This is a genomic window from Deinococcus misasensis DSM 22328 (assembly GCF_000745915.1).
GTDB classification, from domain to species: Bacteria; Deinococcota; Deinococci; order Deinococcales; family Deinococcaceae; genus Deinococcus_C; species Deinococcus_C misasensis.
Map to the genome: position 1 here is coordinate 203,298 of NZ_JQKG01000003.1, position 17,908 is coordinate 221,205.

Annotated in this window: 11 protein-coding genes; all 11 read left to right on the plus strand. The window is 54.9% G+C overall.

Translation table 11 applies throughout. The features are described 5' to 3' along the window. Nucleotides 1-23: 23 nt before the first annotated feature. The 11 genes from Q371_RS04040 to Q371_RS04090 all read left to right on the plus strand — a co-directional run bounded on the left by Q371_RS04040 (nt 24) and on the right by Q371_RS04090 (nt 17,904). Complete coding sequence (locus Q371_RS04040; protein ID WP_034336409.1) at nt 24-3,212, plus strand: tubulin-like doman-containing protein; 3,189 nt, start codon at nt 24-26, stop codon at nt 3,210-3,212. A gap of 280 nt (nt 3,213-3,492) precedes the next feature. Then, nucleotides 3,493-5,037, plus strand: coding sequence for a coiled-coil domain-containing protein (locus Q371_RS04045; RefSeq protein ID WP_157442502.1), 1,545 nt, complete (start codon nt 3,493-3,495; stop codon nt 5,035-5,037). Further along, nucleotides 5,037-5,684: an OmpA/MotB family protein gene (locus Q371_RS04050; RefSeq protein ID WP_034336415.1), complete on the plus strand. Its 648-nt coding sequence runs from the start codon at nt 5,037-5,039 to the stop codon at nt 5,682-5,684. The genes Q371_RS04045 and Q371_RS04050 overlap by 1 nt, the downstream gene beginning before the upstream one ends. After that, nucleotides 5,681-7,459: a protein kinase domain-containing protein gene (locus Q371_RS25285; RefSeq protein ID WP_051963194.1), complete on the plus strand. Its 1,779-nt coding sequence runs from the start codon at nt 5,681-5,683 to the stop codon at nt 7,457-7,459. The genes Q371_RS04050 and Q371_RS25285 overlap by 4 nt, the downstream gene beginning before the upstream one ends. After that, nucleotides 7,452-8,255 (plus strand): hypothetical protein, encoded by an 804-nt coding sequence (locus Q371_RS04060; RefSeq protein ID WP_034336417.1) that lies wholly within the window; start codon nt 7,452-7,454, stop codon nt 8,253-8,255. The genes Q371_RS25285 and Q371_RS04060 overlap by 8 nt, the downstream gene beginning before the upstream one ends. Before the next feature lie 227 nt (nt 8,256-8,482). After that, entirely contained in the window at nt 8,483-10,513 is a 2,031-nt protein-coding gene (locus Q371_RS25290; RefSeq protein WP_084571225.1) for a DUF4357 domain-containing protein, read from the plus strand. Continuing rightward, a complete protein-coding gene (locus Q371_RS04070) occupies nt 10,510-11,799 on the plus strand; it encodes an McrC family protein (RefSeq protein ID WP_051963198.1) in 1,290 nt (429 codons plus the stop codon). Before Q371_RS25290 ends, Q371_RS04070 begins: the two co-directional genes overlap by 4 nt. A 64-nt stretch (nt 11,800-11,863) precedes the next feature. Continuing rightward, complete coding sequence (locus Q371_RS04075) at nt 11,864-12,247, plus strand: hypothetical protein (RefSeq protein ID WP_034336420.1); 384 nt, start codon at nt 11,864-11,866, stop codon at nt 12,245-12,247. Between the two features lie 542 nt (nt 12,248-12,789). Next, nucleotides 12,790-13,710 (plus strand): DUF4007 family protein, encoded by a 921-nt coding sequence (locus tag Q371_RS04080; RefSeq protein WP_169743786.1) that lies wholly within the window; start codon nt 12,790-12,792, stop codon nt 13,708-13,710. Then, nucleotides 13,710-17,105, plus strand: coding sequence for a hypothetical protein (locus Q371_RS04085; protein ID WP_034336424.1), 3,396 nt, complete (start codon nt 13,710-13,712; stop codon nt 17,103-17,105). The genes Q371_RS04080 and Q371_RS04085 overlap by 1 nt, the downstream gene beginning before the upstream one ends. Beyond that, on the plus strand, nt 17,098-17,904 hold the full coding sequence (locus Q371_RS04090; protein WP_157442503.1) for a phosphoadenosine phosphosulfate reductase family protein: 807 nt from the start codon (nt 17,098-17,100) through the stop codon (nt 17,902-17,904). Before Q371_RS04085 ends, Q371_RS04090 begins: the two co-directional genes overlap by 8 nt. The last annotated feature ends 4 nt before the right edge of the window (nt 17,905-17,908 follow it).

The window sequence follows — 17,908 nt, forward strand, 5'->3', positions numbered from 1 at the left end:
ACTCAAGCTTCAAGGAGAAACCCATGAGCACATACATCAAAACCCTGGTGATTGGACTGGGCAGCACTGGAACCCGCATTTGCAATGAACTGGTGCGCCGCATTGAATGGGAACTCGGGGGCCTTGAAAAAGCCCCGTGGGTGCGCTTTCTGGCCATCGAAACCAACAGCAACGAACCCACCCCCCTCAAGAAAAACGGGGATTTTCGCTCGATTGGTTTCAGAACGGCTGAATACAACGACATCTTGCAAAACATGAGTGCCTACAACGAGCGCATCGCGCTGGATGATTGGGCCGACATTGACACCCTCAAGAAACTGCCTGATCCCGAGGGTGGAGCAGGCAACATCCGCATGGTGGGCCGGTTGGCATTGCTGTACGGAGAGAACTTCGAGAACATCAAGCTTTCGGTGCTTTCTCGCGTAGAACAACTGCGAGACCTCAAAGAAGCCAAAGCACAGGAAGCCCGAGGCCCCCTGCCAGATGGCACCAACCCAGAGGTCACTTTTGCTGCCGATGGACAGGTGCGGATTTTCATTGTGGGCACCCTGTGTGGAGGCACCTGCTCTGGACTGGCCCCAGATTTCGGGTACTTCCTCAGGTCTTTCCTGGGGCAGGAAAAGCTGATCGGGATTTTTACCCTCCCACACCCCAACTCGGTGCACCCTTATGCCCAGAGGATCAAAAAGAACAGCTACAGCGCTCTGGTGGAACTGAATCACCACCACCTGTCCCAGAAGGGAGATCCACCACCGATCCGTTTCCCGGACGGCTCCAGCAGTGAGCGCTTCAAGAAAGTGCCCCCATACGACCTGCCCTATCTGGTGATGCCCAACAAAGCCACCACCGCAGGAGAGGCCGAAATCATCAACATGGTCGCTGACCGCATTTTCCTGAATGTGTTCACCCCGTCCACGGACCCTTACAGCAACAGCGTGGACTCTGGTACGTTTGACCTCGAAAATCAGGCCCATGTGTTCTGCACTTTTGGCCTTGCCACCGTAGAGGTGCCCGCCCAGCAACTCACCGAAGCCTGCACCAGCAAACTGTTGCTGCGTTCCCTGCGCAGGTGGCAGGACAGCCACGATGTGGACACCGACAGCGTGCTGGAAAGGGTGGGCCTGTCATGGAATCGCCTGAAAGCCCTGCTGCTGGCCAGGGACGGCACCGAACGGGAACTGGAACAGAACCTGCGCGATCAGGTGGAAGAAATCTCCCGTCAGGCCGAAACCCAGCCCGAGAAAATCCGTGCAGCTCTGGAGGCATTCCGCCTGAAATTCAAATCTGGCGAGGGCAGTGTGGCCACCGGGGTCAAAGCCAACGTGCCAAGGGTGGTCGAAAGCATTTACGGACGCCTCAAAGAATACGGCACCGAAGTGCTCGGGAACCTGTACGAAGGCCCGGACCCCTTCAAGAAGGTGATCAAAGCCGGGATCGACTGGGTGCAGGAGGTGTCACAGAACCTCACCCCCACCAGCAGCGATGAAGCCCGCCGCAACGTGGACGCCCTGATTGTCCGGCTGGAAGAACCCCTCAAACGTGGACTGTTCGGGGTCAACAAAAACCAGCAGGCCCAGCGCAAAGAGGATCTGCGCCAGTTCCGCAACCTACTCCTCGAAGAAATGGAAGCCCGCATTGACGAGCTGACCCATCAGGCCCTCTCCAACCAGACTGTGCGTGGAAAAACCGAAAAAGGTTTGCTGGAACGCATCAAACATGTTTTGATTCCCATCCAGAACCGCATCCGGGGCCTCGAAGGTAGGGTGACTCACCTGACCGCCACGCTGGACCGCCGGGTGCAGGAACTCTCCAGAGAAGCCCCCCCTCTGGTGGGCCTCACCATCTTTGAACCCAACAGTTCGGTGGAACAGGAGTACCGCCGCTGCCTGCAAGAATGGCTGGGCGACCCCAGCAGCACCTTTGAAGACGCCCAGAACCTTGCCGCAGAACAGGTGGTGTCCAGCTGGACCGAAGTGCCTGAACTCCTGATGCCCCCCCTCAATGTCACCTCCGAAGACGATTTCCTGTCTCGCCCCTTCCTCTCGGGCAGCGACGAACCCCTCCCAGAGCCGCAGCAGAAACGCATGTGGCAAAAAGCCTTGGAGCCCTTCATGCGACTGGCCAACGTGGATGTGCTGGAGCGCTGGTCCAAACTGGGCATCGACCAGAGCGGTGCAGACCCGGCCATGCGGGCCAGAGACGCCGCCCAGATGGCCCGTCCCTTCTTGCGGGTGGACCGCAATCAGGCGGAAAAAGGCAACCGTTCACGCATCCTGAACGTCACCAGTTTGCTGCTTCCCAACCACGTCACGGACAGCCAGAAAAATGAATTCAAGACCGCCATCAGTTCGGTGTTTGCAGCCAACAAAGGCGGATCTGCTTACTCTCCGCAGCGTTTCCGCATCGTGCTGCTGAACGAATGGTACCGTTTTCCCCTGCGTGGCCTGACCGACGTGCTCGGCTCTGGCGGCATCCACGAAGCCCAGTGTGAAGACTTCCCCACCTTTCACACCAGACGGGACATCTACTGGCTCGGGCTTTCTCCCAGAGAGGGGAACCTCTTGCGGGAAACCGAAGAACTGCTGGTGCTTGGGGTGCTGCTGGAGGTGGTCCAGATCAAGGCGGGTCGCCTGACTTTCCCCATGAAAGGGATGGGAGGCGCAATGGAAGACCGCTTCTTGCCCCTCAGTTTCTTTGATGCTGCACGCATGCTGGCCCGTGAACACCGCGACCTGCGTGGAGGTCAACTCAAAGGTGCCCGTGCTGTTCTGAAAGCCCGCGTCGAACAAAAATGGCACCAGTCTACGGCCACCCCCGAGGAAAGCAGCGAGCAATTTGTGCGCCTCCTGATCGATCAGGTGAATGCGTTTTTCCTGCGTTACCCGGATCCGGCCAAAATTGTTCGGGATTGGGGAAGCAAAGAATGGACCTGGGAATACGTGGTGCGCTACATCGCCAAGAGCAAAGACCTGTTTGCGGCTTACCAGCGCATCAGTCCACCCGATCAGGAAATTCTGGCCCGTTTGTGGTTGGAAAAAGGCGACAGGGGCCTCTGGGGTGGCGTGGTCCCCGAGCCCGGTTTCTACTGCGAGCATGATGGTGGCTTGATTGGCAAGACCCCAGAGGAAGCGGCCCAGAACGGCTGGCGTTGCTTCATCAACCCCGAGCATCACTTTGGGGACCAACTGGATAAGGCTTCCCAGCATGGTTGAGCATTGGGGATTGACACCATACAGTTTCGTTGGTGCAGTGGTTTTGAGTGTCGCGGGAGCAGGTTTAATTGCGTGGGTCATTGTTTTATGGGTCAACATGGCCAGAGAGCATCATGCAGCGCATGAACTTGAAAAACGGCTGAAAACCTACATCAATCCAGAAGGTCAAGGTCTCAATTCCTCTGATCAGGAGGATGCCCGAACCAGACCAGAATTGGTTTATCGTTTGGCCCGTACAGCCCAACAGCAGCGGTATTTGTCTGCTGCTGACATTGACACCATGCTCACGCCTCTTGCAGAAGAAGTGCATGCATCTTTTTCTCCTCTGAAAAGTGCTCCCAACATGTTGATGCTGGGTGGCTTGGTGGTAACCCTCTGGGGTCTGGCGCACACAATTGGAAATTTGCCTTTTCAGGACGACACTCTAGACATCCAACGTTTGACCGATGCTTTGCCCAAAGCCCTTGCAGAAATGAAAGGCGCGTTTTACGGATCACTGATTGGTGTGGGCTGGGCTGTGGTGCTCGGTTTGTTTGTGGCCGAAACCCAGCGCAGAAGTCAGAAGTTGCTGGCCAAAATTGCCGATGTGGGGCACATGTATTTGGCCCCCATCATCCTCAAACCCAAAGCCGAAAAACAAGTTGAAGAACTCCGAGACGCCATCAAGAAGACTCAGGACTTTTTTGAAGACTTGCGGGATAAGTTCAAGGAAGTAACGGATATTTTTGGTCAAGAGATCAAAAATGCCGGTTTGGTGATGCATAAAACCTTGGAGAGTTTAGAAGAATCAACAGAGGCCATCAAATCTACGTTGGAGGAGGCATCTGGGAAAGTCGCGGAAGGTGCAAAAGATCTGGCAGACAGCACTCAAACATTGCGAAATCTGCATTTTGATATGCGAAGTGCCTACACCTCTCTTGAGAAAATGTTCCAAACAGGACGTGAAGATCTTGAAGACATGTCCAAAAAGCAGATTGCTGCCCTGCTGCAGGTGCAGAACCGCTTCAGTGATGGAGCTCAAAACATCCTCAGTCAGTTGATGCAAAATTCAGCCACCATGACCAGTTTCAGTGAAAAAATGGACCAGAACCGGGAGGCGACCTTTCAGTCTGGAAATCAAATCTCCCAGAGTGTCAGCACCTCTTTTGACCATTTGCATGACCGTCTGGAAGGAACCCTAAAAACCTACACCCACGAGGTGGATGAATTGGGGGTGCGCATGCAAGCCATGACCTCCAGAATTGAAGACCTCAGCAAATCCAGTCTGGACGTCCTGCGCCTCTCTGCAGACATGCAGGCTCAGGAAAGACTCCGCCACGATGAACTCCTCAAAGCCCTGAGCGCCCAGAACCAGAGCCTCAGTGCCTTGCAGCACACCCTTGAGGACCAGAGCCCTCTGGATCATTTCAAAGACCAGAAGGTGTACCAGACAGCAGCTTTGAGCGGACTGATCGAGCAGCAAGAACGCATGATGTCGGTCATCCAGCAGGCCAGCGATGGACTTGGAACGCAGCTGCATCTGGATTTGCAAAAGACGCAGGATGTGTTAAGTGCCCTGCAAACGGTGGTTCCAGAACGGCAGCAGGTGTACCAGTGGATCGCCCAGTCTGGCGACCAGTTGCAAGACCAACTCGAACATTACACCCTTTCTTTGCAAGGGCAACTCAGGAAAACACAGAAGGACCTGCAAGATTTGCGGGCTGAGGTGGTCTCTACGCTTGCCCACAGAGGGAACGGACATTCAGCGCAGCAACCTGCCCAGATTGGTCCATTCACCCCCTCCAATCCCACCGTCAAACTTGAGAAAGGACCAGGCGATCCCTGATGCGACGCCTGAGCAGTCAGGACGGGGTGGAGGTGAACCCCTACATCGCTCTGGCGGACAACGGTCTCAGCATGGTGATGGTGATGACCCTGTTCACGGTGATGGTGCTTCTGGCGATTTTGCAGAAAGAAGACACCCGCAAAGACGTGCGTGAGGAATTTTACGACCGGGTGATTCAGGCTTTTCCAGAGCAGCAAAGGCCCCAGATGCTGGATTACAAGGTCAAGAACGATCCGCCGGGAGCGCAAAGGTGGGTCTTCAAAGGGCAGGTGCTTTTTGTGAAGGGCACAGCAAAACTGACCCCTCAGGGCAAGCAGTTGCTGTCCAAGTTTGCAGACCTGATGGCCCAGAACACCGACAAATGGCGCAGGGCACGCATTGAAGGCCACACCATGCCCACCCCCCTCAACAAGCCGGACAACTGGGATCTGGCCAACCTCAGGGCCAGCACGGTTGCGAAACTGTTCACCGACAAGAGTTGTGCCATTCGGGCGAACAGCATTTCCACTTCCGGGCGTGGAGGGCAGAGCAAAGCCCTCGGGCTTTCCCGCACCGATCAGCGCAATGAACGGGTGGAGATCATTCTGGAATACTCAGCCCTGAGTGCCTCTGAAAAAACCGATGACACCGGAGGTTGCAACCGATGAACACCTGCCCCTACTGCAACACCACCGTCACGGGCACCCACATCACCTGTCCATCGTGTGGGATGCCCCTGAATGTCAGCACCCTGACTTCAGGAGCGGTCTTGAAATTCAGGTACACCATCGAAAAGGTGCTCGGTCAGGGGGGGTTTGGCATCACCTACCGGGCACATGACAAACTGCACAACAAAGGGGTGGCCTTAAAAGAGTTCTTCCCTCAGGGCATGATGCGGGTGGGTCAGAATGTGGTTCCAGTGGGCACCACTGCATTGCAGGAGTTCTCGCAGCAGAAGCAGGAATTCATCCGGGAAGCCCAGACCCTTGCCCAGTTTCAGCACCCCTCGATTGTGAAGGTGCTGGATGTCTTCGAGGAAAATGGCACGGCTTACTACGCCATGGAATTGCTGGAAGGGGAGAGCCTTGGGGACCTCTTGCGCAGTCGGGGAACACTGGGGGCCCATCAGGTGTTTTCGGTGGCCCACGCGGTTTCGCAGGCCCTCTTGCAGGTGCACCATCAGGGGATGCTGCACCGGGACATCAAACCGGACAACATCGTGTGCACCAAAGACCAGCGCACCATCCTGATCGATTTTGGTTCTGCCCGTGAAAGCACCGGAAAAACCCAGAGCATGACCCGTCTGGTCAGCCCCGGTTATTCCCCTCTGGAACAGTACAGTTCACAGGGCAGGTACGGGCCTTACACCGATCTTTACGCTCTGGGGGCCACCCTGTACCACTGCTTGCAGGGCAGTCCTCCTCCAGCGGCCACCGATCTGGTGAGCATGCCCCTGCCCGATTTGCCTGCCCACGTGCCAGCAAACCTGCAAAGGGCCATCTCGAAATGCCTCAAAAACAATGTGAAAGACCGTCCTCAAACGGTGCTGGATTTTCTGGCTTTGCTGAACGATGCACCAGACTATCAGGAAAACGATTTGCAGGTCACCGAGCACGAGATTCACCACAGTGCAGTGCAGCAGATGCTGTTTTTGCCAGACCAGAGTCTGGTCACGGCTGCTCTGGACCACACCGTGAAACGCTGGAACCCGCAGGATCTGGACCATCCCCAAAAAACCTTTGCAGAGCATGAGGGAGGGGTGCAGGTGCTGGCCTTTTACCGGGACAGCCTGATCTCTGCCGGAGATGATGGGGTGGTGGTGATCCGTCCGTTTCACTCGGTGCCTTACCGCATCACCTGCGATGAACCGGTGGTGGGCCTCGGGGTGATGGGAGGCCGTCTGGCTGTGACCACCCGCAGCCGTCAGGTCACCCTTTACGATCTGCAAAGCCGTGATCGTTTGCTGGAAAGCCCACAAGTGGGGCACTACATTAGCCAGATGCTGGTGCTGTCAGAGCAGCAAAAAGTGGTTTTGGGCCTCAAAAACGGTCAGCTTGTGTTCTTGAGCAAAAACTTGCAGGGTGATCCCAAGGCAGGCCACCAAGCCCCTGTGTGCAGCCTCCTCAAAGGCAACCAGCAGGTCCTGAGTGTTGGAACAGATGGCAGTTTCCTGCTCTGGGACACCGTTGGGAACCTGCTTCAGACCCGTTATCAGCATGACGGCGAAGTGCAAACTGCCCTGATGCTGGATCAGCACACCGTGGTTTTTGCAGATGCCAACCAGTCCCTCTGGTTGCTGGACGGTTCCAATCGGGCGCGCCAGTGGTTGCAGCTTGAACAACTGGTGACCAGCATGGTGCTCAGTCCAGACGGCAAAACCCTGTTGTGCGGCACCGAGCAGGGCAGCCTGTACTGTATTGAAATTGGAGCCCACCATGCCTGAAACCCCAGAGACCAGCCTTTTTCCACACCGCCTGCAATCCTTACTGGAAAGGGTTGAGCACAATGTGGAACGCTGGAACCAGCTGGCTGAAAAACTGCCTGAGGTCATTGAAGCTGTGGAACGTCTGGAAAACCGAGTGGAGCAGGCCATGACCCGCATTCACAGTGAAACAGACCGTTGCTTGCAGCAAATCCGCCAACTGGAAGAACAACGGCTTGCAGTTCAGGTTGCACCTGTTGCACCTCAAAACCCGCTTCCAGATCGCAGGTCCCTGCAAAGGGAGATGGAACAGTCTTTAGAGGACCTCCTGAAACGTGAAATCCAGAATCTGGAACGTGGAACCCTGGAGCCCATCCAGAGCCAGCTCAGGCAATTGAAAAACACGGTGGACCGCCTGCCACTGACCCCTTCATTTTCTGTTCCAGTTCTTGCATCTCCTGCTCTGGACCTTGAACCCCATTTGAAAGCACAAGAGCATCGGGTTTCGGAGCTCGGGCAGCAACTGGAGGCCGTTCAGAAAGCTGTGCAGGTGTTTCACGACCAGCACCACCAGAACCACCACTTGCTGGCTGAACAGGTGCAAGCTTTGCAGGGTGATTTGAAAAGTTTGCAAAATCACCTGCTTGAGGTGGACAAAAGCAACAAGGATACAGTCCAGCAAATCCTGCATGCCCAACGGTCAGACAGTGAAAGGGTCAACCAGAGCATTGGCGCTCTGGAACAGTCTTTTCAGGAATTCCGAGGATGGTACCAGAGCGCCAGACCTCTGGCGCGGTTGTTTTCTGGCCCGAAGTGAGGGTCAGGATTGAAGGGGTAACGTCATCCGAAAACGAGCAAACCCATGAAGTGAGGGTTTTCTGGGATGTTCAGCCAAGCTGAAAACAGTAACATGGGTCAGAAAAAGTTGAATCCCATCCTTTTCTACACTTTTCTTGGTGTTGTTTGATGGCTCATTTGAGCTTCCAGAAAGGAAATGCCATGACAGGAAAGCCAACCTCGATCCCCCTTTTCGAACTTTCCTCTATGGGGATCAAAGCCACAGGCCATCCTCAAGGTAAAGGCTTCATAGTCAGAGCAGGCAGCACAGCCAGAGCCGAAATCACTGAAGCTTTCAAAGACAATAACTACTCAAAACTACGGACCACTCTGCTGGATCAGGGACGATTGGTGAAAACCACGGGTTCAGACCTGTTCATGTACAAAGAAGATGTGCTTTTTGACTCTGTGAGCGCTGCCGCAGCAGTGACCCTTGGGCGAGCCTCCAATGGTAGAACTGCCTGGAAGATGGTGGGAAGCAATCGGACTTTTGCAGACTGGAAAGATGGACCTGTTGCAGGTCCGATGTTTTCAGGGGCCACAGCGCATTTCGACTGGGTGCCGTTTTTCAAAGCTCTGGGCCAGAAGCTTCTGGATTTTGAAGGTCCTGAGCGCCAGCTGGTCTTGTTAAGGTTGCTCAGGGATGCAAATGTCTCCATCAGTCCAGATGAGAACGAGGAATTGTCTTCCATTGATCCTTTCACGTTCTTTTCGCTGGTGCTCAAGCACCGCAAACCTGAGCGCGTTCAGGAGCTTTTTTCCTTCATTGGTCAAAAACTGGAGATTCAGGAAACCATACCTGCAGAATTTCATGGTGTTCCAGGAATCACCGGTATGAACGCATGGTTTTTTGCGTATCGTAGTGTCCGCAAGCCAGAGGATATTCCCACTCTGTGGAAACTGGCAAAACAGGCTGTGGATGGCACGCTGCAACCAGACACCTTTGAGCAAGCCCTGAAAATCCTGCAAGTGGGCTTGCCAAAACTCACCCAGGGGCTGTTCTGGTTGAACCCAGAGGTTTTCCTGCCTTTAAACAACATCGTGGTCCATTACCTGAGGGAGATGGGTGTGGGCGGGGTGGAGAGCGTCAAAACCCTGCAGGATTACCATCAGGTGCTGGAGCAGTCCCGCAACGTGCAGAAAAACTTTCCACTGCTTTCACATGGAGCGTGGCTGGAAGCGCAGAAAACAGGCCGGGTGATTCAGGCCCCAGATGTCGAACCTCAGGAAACCGTGTTCTTGGCCCCTCCGGGCATCCCTCTGAACCAGATCCTGTACGGACCTCCGGGAACAGGCAAAACCTACACCGTGATTGACGAGGCCCTCAGGATCGTGGACCCGGCTTTTGCAGCAGCCAATGAGGGTCCAGAGAAGCGCCGGGACCGCAAGCAGCGCTTCGATGAACTGTTGAGGGAAGGCCAGATCACCTTCGTGACCTTCCACCAGTCTTTTGGCTACGAGGACTTTATTGAGGGCCTCAAGCCTGAAATGGAAGATGGCAAACTGGCTTACAGGCTGGAAGATGGTTTGTTTCTGAAGGCTGTCCAAAAGGCAGGAGGCCGAGTGGGTGACCAGAGCGCAGAAAACACCTTGCAGGCACATGTCCTCATCATTGACGAAATCAACCGTGGGAACATCTCCAAGATTTTCGGTGAACTGATCACCCTGCTTGAAGACAGCAAACGTGCTGGTGCTGCAGAGGGTCTGGTGGTAAATCTGCCCCTCTCCAAACGCCAGCTTTCTGTTCCCCAGAGCCTGTACGTGATGGGCACCATGAACACCGCAGACCGCAGCCTGACCCAGTTGGATGCCGCTTTGCGCAGACGTTTCACCTTCAAAGCAGTGTGGCCAGACCCCACACTCTTGCCAGAGGATCAGAAACTGGATGATGTGTCAGAGGGAACCCTGAACCTACGGCAGTTTTTGCAGGTGCTGAATGAACGCATTGAGGAGCGCCTCAGTCGGGACCAGATGATCGGTCATGCCTACCTGCTGAATGTGCCTCCCACGCTGGAGCAGGTGTCTGCTGCTTTCAGGACCCGCATTCTGCCCCTCTTGGAAGAGTATTTCTTTGAGGACTGGACCAGCATCCGTGAAGTGCTGGGAGACGACCAGAAAAAAGACCTCCAAGACCAGTTCATTCACGTGACCGACAAAGGCAAAGGACGCAGGTTCACCTACAATGAAGCGGCTTTCTCACGGCTCAGTGCTTTTCAAGGGCTTTACGAGGTCCAATGACCCACATTGTTGCTCGGGAGCACGATCTCTTGGTGCGTGGAGCAAAACCTGCTGGCTCTGGGCCATCGGTGCATGGCGTCCCTCCAGACGCCTTTGATGAACTGAGAAAGTTCATGCAAACCCCTGTAGAGGGCAATAAGGGTCAGACGGAGGTGTTGGCCCGCTCCACCCTGCATGGTCAGCAGCATGCCTTGCGTTTGCGACAGTGGGTGGGTGTGATTTGCACGCCTCAGGGCACCACCCTTGAGATCCTGCCCAAAACCCACGAACCAGAGCACCTTCAAGATGGCGTGACAGCCAGCAGAACAATGCTGTTCAAGATGCTTGCGGCAGGAGGAAACAATTATCGGGCAGCATTGCCTGCAGACCTCAATGCTGCAGGCATGCCACTTTTTGAGGTGGTGCTGCGTTACGCACTCGAGGTCCTCAAAAAAGCCATCCAGCATGGCCTGCCGCACACGTATCAGGAAATTCTGGAGGAACGGCTGGGTTTAAAGGGCCGTCTGAACATTCCACAGCAGGTCAAACAACCCCACCACAGGATGCATCTGTTGCACGTGAAGTACGACGAATTTTTGCCAGATCGGCCTGAAACCCGACTCGCACGCCTGGCTGTAGAACGCATTGCCCGCCTCACCCGCCGCAACGACAGCAAACGCCTTGCCCGGGAATTGCTGCAGGCTCTGGAGCATGTTTCACCCAGCCGTCAGGTGAAGCAGGACTTCCAGAGCGTGAAGCTGGAACGAGGATACCGGCATTTTGCACCTGCATTGGATGTGTCCAAACTGGTGCTCTATGAACTCAATCCCCTCACGGCAGGAGGGCAGAGCCGGGCCACTGCCGTACTGTTCGACATGAATCGGGTGTATGAAACTTATGTGGCACATCTTCTGCGTTCCCAATTTCCAGAGTGGGAAGTGAAAACCCAGGTGACTGGAAAGGCTCTGGGAAAAGTGCTTGATAAAAGTGTTTTTCGGCTGAGGCCAGACCTGTTGATCACTGCACCTGAGGGTGTGATCGTTGCAGACACCAAATGGAAACGGCTTGATCCAGACCAGATTCCTGCTTACGGAATTTTGAATGCAGATGCGTACCAGATGCTGGCTTACAGTGAAGTCTTTCAAAAAGACCAGAGCACAAAAACGTTATGGCTGATTTATCCCAGCGTTTCCGGCCTTCCAGAACACTTGCCTCCGATGAAACTGACAGGTGAACGCACCCTGCGGGTGGTGTGCCTTGATCTCCTGAAAGATCCACCTGTTTTTACGGGGATCCACGAGGGGTGATGTGCTCTGGTTGCATCCTCTGATCGATCTTTCGTGCATTGCATGAAAGGCTCTGGTCATTCTCATGTCACTGCTGGACAATCAAGCCAGAGGCCAATGCATGATCCGGGTGGCAAAGAACCTGCATAAAAAACAGTACAGCCTGCGTCAGGGGAGCAAAGTGGTGGGTTATGCCACCCACCTCACATTGCGAAATTGCACCTTTGAGGTGAATGAAAAGACCCGCCAGAGGGTGATCCGCAACCGGCAAAAGGAAGTGCATGCTTTTGTGGTCGGAGAACCTGTGGATACCGTTTCTTTGCCTGAGGAAGCCATCCACATCAGCTACAACCCTTACCGCTCTGGGCGTTTCTACCGCAAGGACAACGGTCAGGAGGTTGGGCGGGCAGAGTGGGTGTTCTTTACGCCGGATGGGGTTTTTGCACTCGGGGTGCAGGGAATCAGCTGATTGACAGTTCAAAAAACATGTCACAAAAGAAAACCGTCTGATTTTCAGGTGAGTTGCGATGTTCAAACCTGTTCACGTCCATCACGCCATTCCAATCTGCCTGAATCTGATGCCAAACAATGCATCAGATTCTCATTCTTTTGCCAAATGGCCCAGAACAGAGCGCAAGGGATTTAAGCACATCTCAAGAAGTCAAAGCCTCGTTATGTTTTTGGATAAATATGAAGTTCAATCTTGGGTTAATAGGGAAAACCCTTAGGCAATGACGCCTGTGGAGAATTCTTGTTTGTGGGATGGAAATAGCATCAAAGAAAGGCTTTTCTGAATATTGCTTATTTTTCATTTCGTGACGCCATTTGAACAAATTTTTGATGCACGTCATTTCGTGTCGCAAGGCGTCTTTACCATTCTATTTAAACCCATAGACCCGAGCAGGGATTCAAGCAATGTCTCGACATCTCACATTGCTTTATGGTGTGTTTTTGCTTGATGCATGTTTCTGCTCGGGACCTGAAATTCCTTTTGCTTCGAAAGGTGAAGACATGCAAAGCAGTGTGCTCTCCCGTTACTCGTTCAGTGGACATGAATCTTTTGCACTCAGGTACAGTTGGCTGCCCAAAGCCATTCAACACCTTGAATGCCAACCCGACCTGTTTCTCCTTGAAGATGCCACCACCGAACTCGGGGTGGGAAAAAACATGGTCAGCAGCATCCGGCATTGGTGTCAGGCTTTGCGTCTGATTGCCCCACTCACGGGTCAAAAAGGCAGCTATCAGGCGCTTCCCCTTGCCCAAACGCTGCTCTCTGCCCAAGGTTTGGACCCCTACCTTGAGGACCCCGGAACCCTGTGGCTTTTGCATTGGCAACTCCTGTCCCACCCCGAGGAGGCCACCCTGTGGCACCTGCTGTTCACGGTGTTTCGCACAGACACCTTCACCCGGCAGGAGGTGGTGTCGTGGACTTTTGATCACGTGCAGAGCATTCCGGGCGTGCGGGCCAACCTGAATTCCATGGACCGGGATTTTGAGGTGTTGGTGCGCACGTACCTGCCCGCCTTGAATCCGAAAGGCCATGTGGGAGAGGAGTCTTTCGATTCTCCCTTGGTGGAATTGGGTCTGATGCGGCGCGTGGACCGCAACACCTTTGAATTTGTGCGCGGAGAACACCGCAGCCTGCCGGACCTGATTTTTGCCTATGCACTCGTGGACCATTGGCAGAAAGTCTACCCCGAGGTCACCACCGTTGGCCTCGAGCGTTTCATGTACCATCCCGGCGCACCGGGAGCAGCCTTCAAGCTCACTGAAACGGCTTTTTTGAACCGCCTTGAGCAGCTTCAGGCCATCACTGGAATCCATTTTGACGACACGGCTGGAATGCGCAGTCTGATTCGCAACCGCTCGTGGGCTGAACAGGACAAACTCGATTTGCTCAAAGCCCATTACGGCTGGGAAGGAGGAAACTGATGGTTCCCCTGCTCAGTGAAATGGTGTCGGTGCAGGGCCGTTTTCACCGCTCGGTGCAACTGGTCAAAGACTGGCAGGATGCCCGACATCTGGAGGGGTACATCCTGACCCCCAACGCAAGACAACTCACCACGAGGATCTTGCAGGGGCTTGCCCACACCGGGCAGCCTCGCACATGGTCGATCACCGGACCTTACGGCTCTGGAAAATCCAGTTTTGCCCTGTTTCTGACCGATGTTCTGGCTTTTCAGTCCCCTCGCACCCAGCAAGGGCAGGCTGTCAAAGGTGCAGCAGGTTTTGATTTGCCTCCCTTTTTTCCTGTGCTGGTGGTGGGACAGCGCAAGCCCCTGCACATCACCCTCAAAGCGGCCCTTTTTGAAGCTGCCACCGCGGCTTTCCCAGAGCTGGAAACCCCTCTGGCCCACTGGGAGGAGACCAACACCAAACCCACCGATCTGCTGCACATCGTGGCTGAACATGCCCACAAGCAGGGCAGAGGTGGAGTGCTGTTCATTCTGGACGAGTTTGGAAAGTTTCTGGAGCATGCAGGCCAGCACCCAGATACCGTAGACCTTTTCGTGATGCAGGAACTGGCCGAGTATGTTTCACGCAGCGAAATTCCCATTGCCCTGATCACCGTTTTGCACTCGGGTTTTGGGGATTACCTGATGCAAGCCGATCCCACGGCGCGCGCAGAATGGCAGAAGATTCAGGGACGGTTCACCGATGTGAATTTTCAGGAACCTGCCGAGCAGTTTCTGCGCCTGATTGCCAGTGCCGTGCAGTTTCAGAGCACCCCCGAAATCCTGCAAGCCTATCAGCAGCACGTGCAGTCTGTTTTGAAAAACGGTGTGCTGGATGAGGCCCGTAAGAGGATTCCGGCTCTGGACACCCTGCTTCCAGAGTGTTTGCCCATTGAACCCCTCACGGCACTGATTTTGTGGCCCCTGTTTCGCAGCAAATTGGCCCAGAACGAGCGTTCCCTGTTTGCATTTTTGACGGGAACCGAGCCTTACGGCCTGATGGATTTTCTGACCACCCAGCAAGCCGAACAGGACCACCTGCCAATGTACGGCATGCACCACCTGTACCAGTACGTGGTGCACACCCTCGGAAGTGCAGCCTACCAGAGCGACCTTGCCCGACGCTGGAGTGCCATCGAGGTGGCCTGTGACCGGATTGGGCAGCAAGCGGATCCCTTCCTGCATCAACTGGTGCAAACCCTTGGACTGGTTGCCCATTATGGGGCTCAGGTGGGCCTGAAAGCCACCCCGGAAACCTTGCAGGCTGCGTGTGGCAAGGATGTGCAAGCTGCCCTTGAGGAACTGGTGCGCCGCTCCATTGTGGTGTACCGCAAGTACGACCAGTCTTATGTGCTCTGGGACGGCTCGGACATTGATCTGGATGCTGAATTTGAGAAGGTCCTCGGGAAAATGGGCCAGATTCAACTGGCCCGGGCGCTGGAAAAGCATCTGGAACTCTATCCCCATGTGGCCCGTGCCCACTACATCCGCACCGGAAACCTGCGTTCTTTTGAGGTGAAGATTTTTGAAGGCCGATCCACGGAGCTTTCCTCTTACATTTCCAAACTGGGCCACCAGAAGCACCAGATCCTTTACGTGCTGAGCCACTCCGAAGCGGAAAAGAAGCAACTGCAAATGATTGCCTGCCACCATGCAGACCACCACAACCTGATTTTTGCATTCCCAAAAGCAGTGGTGGGTCTTGAAGGGGTCTTGCGTGAATTGCTGGCCTGGGAAACCATTCGCCGCACCAGCACCGAACTCGAAGGGGACCCGGTGGCCAAAAAAGAACTCGATGGTCGCATTCAATTGACCCGCCAGAGGCTCGAAAACATCATCGGAGCCCTGTTCGGGGTGAAGGGATACCGCTTTGAGCCGTCCCAGTCTGTGTGGTACCACGCCGGAATGCAGCAAGAGGTTGCAGATGCAAGGCACTTCCAGCAGTGGATCAGCCGCATTCTGGATGACATTTATCCGGATGCCCCCACCATTCACAATGAGCTTCTGAACCGCAACCAGTTGTCTTCGCAGTCTGCCAAAGCCCGGCGCAACCTGTTCGAGGCCATGCTGACCCGTTCCCACGAAACCCGTCTGGGCATGGAAGGTTTTCCTCCTGAGTACAGCATGTATGCAGCCATCCTGAGAAAAGGCGGCTTCCATCAAGAAAAAGATGGGGTATGGTTTTTCACCCATCCTACGGGCAGTTACCAGAAGATGTGGCAGGCCATGCTGGATTTTCTGGGCCAGCACAAAGAGCAGCGCACCCCCCTCACCGCACTGTTTGACCTGCTTCGTCAGGCCCCTTACGGGATTGCTGAAGGTCCGATTCCGGTTTTTGTGTCTGCCCTGTTGATCCACCTGCGCAACAGCATCGCCATTTTCGATGAAGGGCTTTTTGTGCCAGAGTTGCGGATCGAGGTGCTGGAACGCATGATGCGCCGCCCGGACCTCTTTGAAATTCAGCAACTGGAGTTTTCAGGTGAAGCGCTTGAAGCCTTGCAGGAGATGCAGGAAGCCATCCGTATTTATGCCAACAAGGATGATGGACAGGACCTTCCGGCCCTGATGGACGTGGTGAAACCCCTGATTCTGGTGGCCGCAAAACTGCCCGCCTACAGCCGGTTCACCCGAAAACTCGATCCCCCTTCAGCAGTGCTGCTGCGGGACATGTTGCTGCGCATCAAAGACCCGGTGAAACTGGTCACCCATGACCTGCTCAACCTTTACCGTGATGCAGTGTCACAGGATGAAAATCCTCCATCTCTCAGCGGTTGGTTGCTGGCCTGCCTGAATGCCATGGGCTCTGCCTACTCCGGGGTGCTGTACCAGATTGAGGAGCAGGTGCGGGAAGCCTTCAACCTTTCTGCTCCATTTGCTGAATTGGCAGAAAACCTGCGCCAGAGGGCCATCCCACTCAAAAACTACACTGCGGATGCGGCCCTGACCGCTCTGGTGCAGCAACTCTCCAATCTGGTCAGCAATGCCCAGCAGTGGCGTGAACAACTCGGACGGATTGTGAACCTCGGGAAGCCTGTCACCGACTGGCGGGATGGGGATGTGGTTGCTTTCGGGGTGAAACTCGGGCAACTGGCCAGCGATTTTGCCCGTCTGGAAGAACTGGTGCTTGAAAAAAACCACGCTGTGCACGAAGAAACTGCGGTGCAGGTGATCCGCATTGGGGTGCTCGGACAGGACTTCAAAGAAGACCGCAAGGTGTTCAGTTTGCGTGCAGACCAGAAAACCGAAGCCGAACAGCTCAGTGAAAAACTGCTCTCCCAGTTCCGCTCTGGTACACAGGCCATGGACCCCAATGTGGTGCTTTCGGCCCTCGCCCTGCTGACTCAGAAAGTGATTGGAGGACAACATGACTGAATCCCTCAGGCACGTGCTTTTGGTCTCAGGCGGCAAAGACAGCACCGCTCTGGCCATTCACATGAAAGAACACCACCCAGAGATCGAGATGGAGTACCTGTTTTGCGACACCCACAAGGAACTCCCCGAGACCTACGAATACCTGTCCCGTCTGGAAGCCTTTCTGGGCAAACCCATCACCCGACTCTTGGAAGATGAGCATGAACGGGGTTTCGATTACTGGCTGGACATGTACCGGGGCTACTTGCCTTCTCCCAACATGCGCTGGTGCACCCGGCAACTGAAAATTGAACCTTTTGAAAAATACATCGGCACGGACCCGGTGAAACTCTACATCGCCATCCGGGCCGACGAGCACCGGGACGGGCACATCACCTCCAAACCCAACGTCACCCCGGTTTATCCCTTCAAGGAAGCCGGAATCACCCGAGAGGATGTTTTCCGCCTCCTTGAAGAGAGCAGTGTCGGCATCCCGAAATACTACGAGTGGCGTTCACGCTCGGGGTGCACCTTCTGTTTTTTCCAGCGCAGCATCGAATGGGTGGGTTTGCTGGAACGTCACCCGGACCGCTTCGAGGAGGCCATGCGCTACGAGAAACCCGAGGAGGGGTACACCTGGCGCGAGGGGGAGAGCCTTGCAGAACTGGCCCGTCCAGAGCGGGTTTTGCAAATCAAGCAAGAAGAAGAGAAACGCCGCAAAAGGGCCGCTGCCCGCCGCAGACCCAAAACCCTTGCGGAAGCTTTCACCGGAGAGATGGACAGCGAAGAAGAGGTCGGCTGTTCCATCTGTCACCTGTGAGGAG